The sequence below is a fragment of the Streptomyces sp. RK9 genome (assembly GCF_045070545.1).
In the GTDB taxonomy this organism is placed as follows: Bacteria; Actinomycetota; Actinomycetes; order Streptomycetales; family Streptomycetaceae; genus Streptomyces; species Streptomyces alboflavus.
Window position 1 is genome coordinate 3,367,700 of the sequence record NZ_CP173704.1, and the last position, 7,804, is coordinate 3,375,503.

General features: G+C 71.2%; 2 protein-coding genes. One reads left to right on the top strand and one right to left on the bottom strand.

Translation table 11 applies throughout. The features are described from left to right. Positions 1-21 precede the first annotated feature (21 nt). Positions 22-417 (bottom strand): molybdopterin-binding protein, encoded by a 396-nt coding sequence (locus AB6L24_RS35065; protein WP_405662167.1) that lies wholly within the window; start codon positions 415-417, stop codon positions 22-24. 855 nt (positions 418-1,272) lie between these two features. Here AB6L24_RS35065 and AB6L24_RS35070 point away from each other — a divergent pair. Then, entirely contained in the window at positions 1,273-7,803 is a 6,531-nt protein-coding gene (locus AB6L24_RS35070) for an amino acid adenylation domain-containing protein (RefSeq protein ID WP_405662169.1), read from the top strand. Position 7,804: the final 1 nt, after the last annotated feature.

Genomic DNA, 7,804 nt, shown 5'->3' on the forward strand with positions numbered 1-7,804 from the left:
CCCCTCCGAGGGGCGTGGGCCTCAGGGAACGTCGACATGGACATTCGTCGACTTCACCCGTGCGGTCACCATCACCCCGACCTCGATGCCCAGTTCCGCCACGGACTCCCGCGTCACCAGGGACACCAGGCGGTGCGGTCCCGACTGGATCTCGACCTGTGCGGCCACGTCGTCGAGGCGGACCGCGGTGACGATCCCGGCGAACGAGTTGCGCACGGACGTGGCCACGCCCTCCGGCACCGGATGCCGGCCCGCGGCCCGCTCCTTGGCGAACGCCGCGAGCGCGGTGCCCTCGATGGTCCGGTTCCCCGTGCCGTCCCGCTCCATCCGCAGCCGACCGCCGTCCGCCCACCGGCGGACGGTCTCCGCGCTCACACCGAGGAGCGCCGCTGCCTGCCCAATGCTGTACGACCGCACGGTCGCACTCTACGGTGAGCGCACCGCCCCCGTCGCCGAGCGGAATCAAGACTTCCGTTTGGATTCCGGGTGCGCTCCCCGACGCCGTCGGCCGCCCGGCTCCGACCCCGTCGGGCCGCCCGACTTGTGGTGTCCTGGCGACGGGACACGGCAAACCATCGTGCGTTCGCGAGCTGAATGTTGACACTTTCGCGGACCGCGGTTCGGTTTCCCGGGACACCTTCGCTTTCCGTGCGAGAGTTCCGTTCGGTGTCGTTCCCGGTGGCGCAAAGTGCCCGCAGAGGCCGTTCCTTGCTCCTGCGGAAGAGGGCTCATAGGCTCCTTGCTCGGGAGCGGGGGCATTTCCTGTCGGGGTTCAGGAGTGACCGCCGTCCGGCCTTCTTTATTTCACTCAGCATTTCCGTCGAGTGGCCTTGGCCACGCCTGCGGACAACGATGTGCGCATGTTATTCGTTAAGAGTCTTCCGTGGTGGGACTTTGGGGTTGACGTATCGACGTGAAGGTGTGCGGAGGGCTCCGGGGGAGAGCAACCGGGGTGATCTTGAAGGCGGTTGACTCCGTCGCCGCGAGGTACGAGCCTGTCGGAGCAACGGGAGTACAAGAGCTGCCCAGCGAGCGGGTTCTGGCTGCTCGGCCGAACCGAACGAGCGATGCGGGCGATCAATTGCGCCGGTGAATAGGGCTTTCGCGCCCTGGTATTCGTGCGCGCTTGCCGCTCGACCTCCGCGGCACGGATTAATCAATGATCCTGGCTTCAGTTCCAACGTCTAACCACTGTGGGGGATGGTCGCTTTGTGTTCTTTTGAGCAGGGTGCGTTGCGGGGCGGGCTCAATGACACGGAGGTTGCGGTACCGGTGGGGACGATTCCTGAACTGTTCGAGCGGCAAGTCGTCGCGGCGCCGGACGCGACCTCTGTGGTCTTCGGCGACGAATCGCTGAGCTTTGCCGACCTGGACGCGCGCGCGAATCGTCTCGCGCGATTTCTGATCGAGCGCGGTGTCGGCGCGGAGACCGTCGTCGGTGTGGCGCTGCGCCGCTCGCCCCAGTGGTGCGTGACGGTGCTCGCCGTGATGAAGGCCGGCGGCGCCTATCTACCGGTGGACCCGGCCTATCCCGCCGACCGCATCGCGTACATGGTCGAGGACTCCGCGGCCGTCATGGTCCTGGTCGACGAGGACACCGCCGGGCTGCTGCCCGAGCTGCCCGCCCCCGTCGTCCGCCTCGACGAACCGGAGGTCACCGGCGCCGTCGCCGCGTACGACTCCGGGGACGTCGGCGACGCCGAGCGCGCCACCCCGCTGACCGTCGCCAACGCCGCGTACGTCATCTACACGTCGGGCTCCACGGGCCGCCCCAAGGGCGTCACCGTCACCCACACCGGCATCGCCAACCTCGTCGGCGCCATGCTCGACCGGATGAACGTCACGCCGGACAGCAGGATCCTGCAGTTCTGCTCGCCGAGCTTCGACGTGTCCGTGGGCGAGCTCGGCATGTCGCTGCTCTCCGGCTCCACCCTCGTCATGGCCGACAAGGACGCCCTCGCCCCCGGCGCCCCGCTCGTCGAGACCATCAACCGGCACGCCGTGACGCACGCCGTGATGTCGCCCGCCGTGCTCGCCGCCATGCCGACCGGCTCGCTGCCCACCGTGCGCAGCCTCGCGGTCGCCGGTGAGGCGACCGCCCCTGAACTCGTCGCCACCTGGGCCGCCGACCGCCGGATGATCAACGGCTACGGCCCCACCGAGACCACCGTCGCCGTCACCCTGAGCGCCCCGCTGACCGGCGACGGCCAGGCCCCGCCGATCGGCGCGCCCCTGTCCAACACCGAGGCGTACATCCTCGACGACGACCTGAAGCCGGTCCCCGAGGGCAGCCCCGGCGAGCTGTACATCGCGGGCGCGCCCCTCGCGCGCGGCTACCTGGGCCGTCCCGCCATGACCGGCGAGCGCTTCGTGGCCTGCCCGTTCGGCGGGCCCGGCGAGCGCATGTACCGCACCGGCGACCTCGTGCGCCGGGGCGACGACGGCCAGCTCGTCTTCCTCGGCCGCGCCGACACCCAGGTCAAGATCCGGGGCCTGCGCATCGAACTGCGTGAGATCGAGGCCGCGTTGCTCGCCCACCCGCGCGTCGCGCACGCCGTCGTGACCGTCCACGAGGGCCGGGGCACCGGCAAGCAGCTCGTGGGCTACGTGGTCCCGGCCGGAGCCGGTGACGCGGAGGCCGCGCGCGAAGAGGCCGCCAAGAGCGGCGGCACCGGGCACATGACCTTCGACTCGGGTTTCTCCACCGGCGAGCTGCGGAGCTACCTCGGGCAGCGGTTGCCGGACTTCATGGTGCCGGCGACGGTGATGGTGCTTGACCGGCTGCCGTTGACGACGAACGGCAAGGTCGACAAGAAGGCGTTGCCGGAGCCGGAGTTCAAGGGCAGTGCCTATCGTGCGCCGCGCACGGTGGAGGAGGAGGTCCTGGCGGGCGCGTTCGCCGCTGTCCTGGGTCTGGACCGGGTCGGGATCGACGACGACTTCTTCGCGGTGGGCGGGGACAGCATCCAGTCCATCCAGGTCGTCTCCCGGGCCCGCGCGGAGGGTCTGGAGATCAGCGCGCGGGAGGTCTTCGAGTCCCGGACCGTGGCCCGTCTGGCCGAGGCCGCCGTCGCCAACAAACTCTCCGGCGCGGTCACCGTGCTGGAGGAGTTGGAGGGCGGGGGTGTCGGGTGGATGCCGCTGCTGCCCGTCGCGCAACTGCTGCGGGGGTGGGGGCCGGGCTTTGACCGGTTCTTGCAGGCGATGGTCCTGGACCTGCCCGCCGGGATCAGTGAGCAGCAGTTGGTGGGGGTGCTGGGTGCGGTCATCGACCGGCATGACCTGCTGCGGGCGAAGCTGGTGGAGGACGGCGGGGGCGGCCTGGAGGTCGCCGAGGCCGGATCCGTCGATGTCGCCGCGCTGATCAAGCGGGTGGAGTGCGACGGGGCGTGGGAGAGCGAGGCGTGGCACGCCGAGCTGATGGCCCAACTGGAGACGGCTGCGGCCTCGTTGGACCCCGCGAGTGGTGTCATTGCGAAGTTCGTGTGGTTCCAGCCGGCCGACAGTGGCACCCCGGGCCGGTTGTTGATCGCCCTGCATCACCTGGTGGTGGACGGGGTGTCCTGGCGCATCCTCATGCCCGACCTCGCCATCGCCTGGGAACAGGTCCGCGACGGCCGCACCCCCGAACTCGCTCCGGTGGCGACCTCGATGCGGCGCTGGGCGCACGCCCTGGCCGAGGAGGCCACCAGCACCCAGCGCACCGCCGAACTCGCCCTCTGGCAGCAGATCGTGGACGGCCCCGACCCCGTCCTGGGCACCCGCCGCCTCGACCCGGCCGTGGACGTCATCGCGACCCTGACCGAGACCCGCGTCCAGCTCCCGACCCCCGTCACCGAAGCCCTCCTGACCACCGTCCCGGCCGCGTTCCACGGCGAGGTCAACGACGGCCTCCTGGCCGGTCTGGCTCTGGCGCTGGCCAAGTGGCGCCAGACCCGCGGGACGGACGAGTCGTCCGCGCTGATCCGTCTGGAGGGCCACGGCCGTGAGGAGGCAGCGGCTCCGGGAGCGGATCTCTCCGAGACGGTGGGCTGGTTCACCAGCGTCTTCCCCGTCCGCCTCGACCTGGCAGGCGCCGACCTCGACGACGCGATCAACGGCGGGCCGACGGCCGCCCGCGTGCTGAAGGCGGTCAAGGAGCAGTTGCGGGCGATCCCGGACAAGGGCATCGGCTACGGCCTGCTGCGCCACCTCAACCCCCACACCGCAGACGTGCTGGCCGCGCACGGCCACGGCCAGGTCGGCTTCAACTACCTCGGCCGCTTCTCCACCCACACCGACATGCCCGCCCACGCCCAGAACCTCGGCTTCACCCAAGTCCCGGGCATCACTGGACTCGACGCCCTGGACGCGGCACAGGACCAGGCGATGCCCGCCCCGGCCGAAGTCGACATCAACGCCTCCGTCACCGACACCCCCGAAGGCCCCCAGCTCGGCGCCCTGTTCACCGCACCCTCCGGCGTGCTCGCGCAGGAGGAGGTCCGTGAGCTGGCCGACCTGTGGTGCACCGCCCTCGAAGGTCTCGCCCGGCACGCCGCCCAGTCCGGCGCCGGTGGCCTCACACCGTCCGACATCCCCCTCGTCCACGCCACCCAGGCCGACATCGAGGCCTGGGAGGAGCAGTTCCCCGGCCTGTCCGACGTGTGGCCGACCTCGCCGCTCCAGTCCGGCCTGCTCTTCCACACGCTGATGGCCGACGACGCGGAGTCCTCGTTCGACGCCTACCAGGTGCAGTACGCCCTCCAGCTCTCCGGGCGGATCGACCCGGCGCGGATGCGCGCCGCCGGGCAGGCCGTGCTCGACCGGCACCCCGCCCTGCGCACCGCCTTCGTCAACGACGCGTCCGGCGACCTCGTCCAGCTCGTCGTCGACGGCGTCGAGCTGCCCTGGCAGGAGGTCGACCTCAGCGGCACGCCCGAGGGCGAACGTGACGCGGCGTTCGAGAAGTTCATGGCCGACGACCTCAAGGCCCACTTCGAGATCACCAAGCCGCCGATGCTGCGGCTCTCCCTGGTCAAGCGCGAGGCCGAGCGGTTCGAGCTGGTCCTGACGGCGCACCACGCGCTGTTCGACGGCTGGTCGCTGCCCCTGCTCATCCAGGACGTGCTCCGCTTCTACGGCACCGGCGGCGACACGTCCGGCCTGCCGCCCGCGCGGACGTACCGCGACTACCTCGCCTGGCTCGCCCAGCAGGACCCCGAGGTCTCCGCCGAAGCCTGGCGGCGCGAGCTGGACGGCGTCGACGAGCCGACGATGCTGGCCCCCGGCGCGGAAACCGGAAGCCACAGTTCCGGCATCGCCCAGGTCGACGTACCGCTGACCGCGGCCGAGGCCACCGAGCTGACCCGGCGCGCCGCGGACCTCGGCGTCACCCTGAACACCCTCGTGCAGGGCGCCTGGGGCCTGCTCCTCGGTCAGCTGACCGGGCGTCAGGACGTGGTGCTCTCGTCCACGGTCGCCGGGCGTCCGCCCGCGCTGGCGGGGGTCGACGGAATCGTCGGCATGTTCCTCAACACCCTCCCCGTACGCGTCAAGTGCGCCCCCGGTGACAGCCTCGCCGACCTGCTCACCGGCCTGCAGGGCCGGCAGGCCGCCCTCCTGGACCACCACCACTACGGCCTCACCGAGATCCACAAGACCACCGGTCTGAAGGCCCTGTTCGACACCCTTGTCGGCTTCGAGTCCTTCCCCCTGGACCGCGGCACGATCAGCGAGGTCAGCGCGGCCGCCGGCATCACCATCACCGGCATCCGCGCGTTCACCGCGAGCCACTACCCGGTGACGGTCTTCGTCTACCCCGACGGCGAGTACCCGCGCCTGAACGTCCAGTACCAGCAGGACGTGTTCGACCAGGGCGAGGCGGACACCCTCGCCGCGCGCTTCGGCCGGATCCTCGCCACCGTCGCCGCCGACCCGCACCAGGCCGTACGCGCCGTCGACGTGCTCGACGCCGCCGAGCGCGAGCGCCTCCTCGTCGGGCTCAACGACACCGCCGAGCCCACGCCCGAGCTGACGATCCCCGGCTTCTTCGAGGAGCAGGCGGCGCGGACCCCGGACGCGGTCGCCGTCGTCTTCGAGGACCGGCAGCTCACGTACGCGGAACTCGACACCCGCGCCAACCGCCTCGCCCGCGAGCTGATCGAGCGGGGCGCGGGCCCCGAGACGATCGTCGGCCTCGCCCTGCCGCGCTCCGCGGACCTCGTCGTCGGCATGCTCGGCATCCTCAAGTCCGGCGCCGGATACCTGCCCATCGACCCCAAGTACCCGAGCGCGCGCCTCGGTTCGATCCTCACCGAGGCCGCCCCGCGGTTCGTCCTCACCGACTCGGCGACGACCGGGGTGCTGCCCGCCTCCGACGTGCCGCACGTGCACCTCGACGCGCTCGCGCTCGACGACGCGCCGGGCGGGCCCGTCACCGACGCCGACCGGCCCGCGCCGCTGCGCCCCGACGGCATCGCGTACGTGATGTACACGTCCGGTTCGACCGGCTCCCCCAAGGGCGTCGTGATCACGCACGCCAACGTCGTCAACGGCGTGACGCGGCTCGCCGAGCGGGTCGCCGGGGGCCCCGGCTCCCGGATGCTCGCGGGCACCTCCGTCAACTTCGACGTGTCGGTGTTCGAGACGTTCACGACGCTCTGCTCCGGCGGCACCGTCGAGGTCGTCAGGGACGTCCTCGTCCTCGCCGAGCGCGACAGCTGGTCGGGCAGCGTGATCAGCACCGTGCCGTCCGTCTTCAACGAACTGCTCGAACAGATCGCCGCGAAGTCCAAGGTCGAGACACTGGTGTTCGCCGGCGAGGCGCTGCCCGCCGCACTGGTCGGCCGCATCCGCGAGGCCATGCCCGGCGTGAAGGTCGTCAACGCCTACGGCCAGAGCGAGAGCTTCTACGCCACCACCTTCGCCCTCGCCGCCGACGAGCCCTGGACCGGCGCGGCCGGCGCCCCCATCGGCACACCCATCGGCAACATGCGCACCTACGTCCTCGGCCCGGGCCTCACCCCCGTCCCCGAGGGCGTGGTCGGCGAGCTGTACGTGGCCGGGAACATCGGCCGCGGCTACTACGGCAGGGCCGCCCTGACCGCCGACCGCTTCGTCGCCGACCCGTTCGGCCCGGCAGGCGGGCGCATGTACCGCACCGGTGACCTGGCCCGCTGGACGGACGGGCAGCTGGAGTACGTGGGCCGCGGCGACGCGCAGGTCAAGGTGCGGGGCTTCCGCATCGAGCCCGGCGAGGTCGAGGCCGCCCTCGCCGACTTCCCCGCCATCGCACAGGCCGCGGTCGTCGTCCACGACGGCGGCGAGAGCGTCGGCAAGCGGCTCGTCGGCTACGTCGTGCCCACCGAGGCGGACGGCGTCAGGAGCACGGTCGACATGACCGAGCTGCGCGACTTCGTCATGGGCCGCCTGCCCGAATTCATGGTGCCCGCCGCGGTCGTGGTCCTCGACCGCTTCCCGCTGGCCCCGAACGGAAAGCTGGACCGCAGGGCGCTGCCCGAGCCCGAGTTCGCGGGCGCGGCCTACCGCGCGCCGCGCAACGAGAAGGAAGAGACGCTCTGCACGCTCTTCGCCGAGGTCCTCGGTGTGGAGCGGGTCGGGATCGACGACGACTTCTTCGACCTGGGCGGCAATTCCCTGTTGGCCACGCGGCTCACCAGCCGCATTGGCAAGGCACTCGGAGTCAGTGTGCCGATCCGGGCGATCTTCGAATCGCACAGCATCGCCGAACTGTCGCGCACGGTGCAGAACGCCACGGCGTCGCGCCGACCCAAGCTGCGCAGGATGAACAGGAGTGGACAGTAAA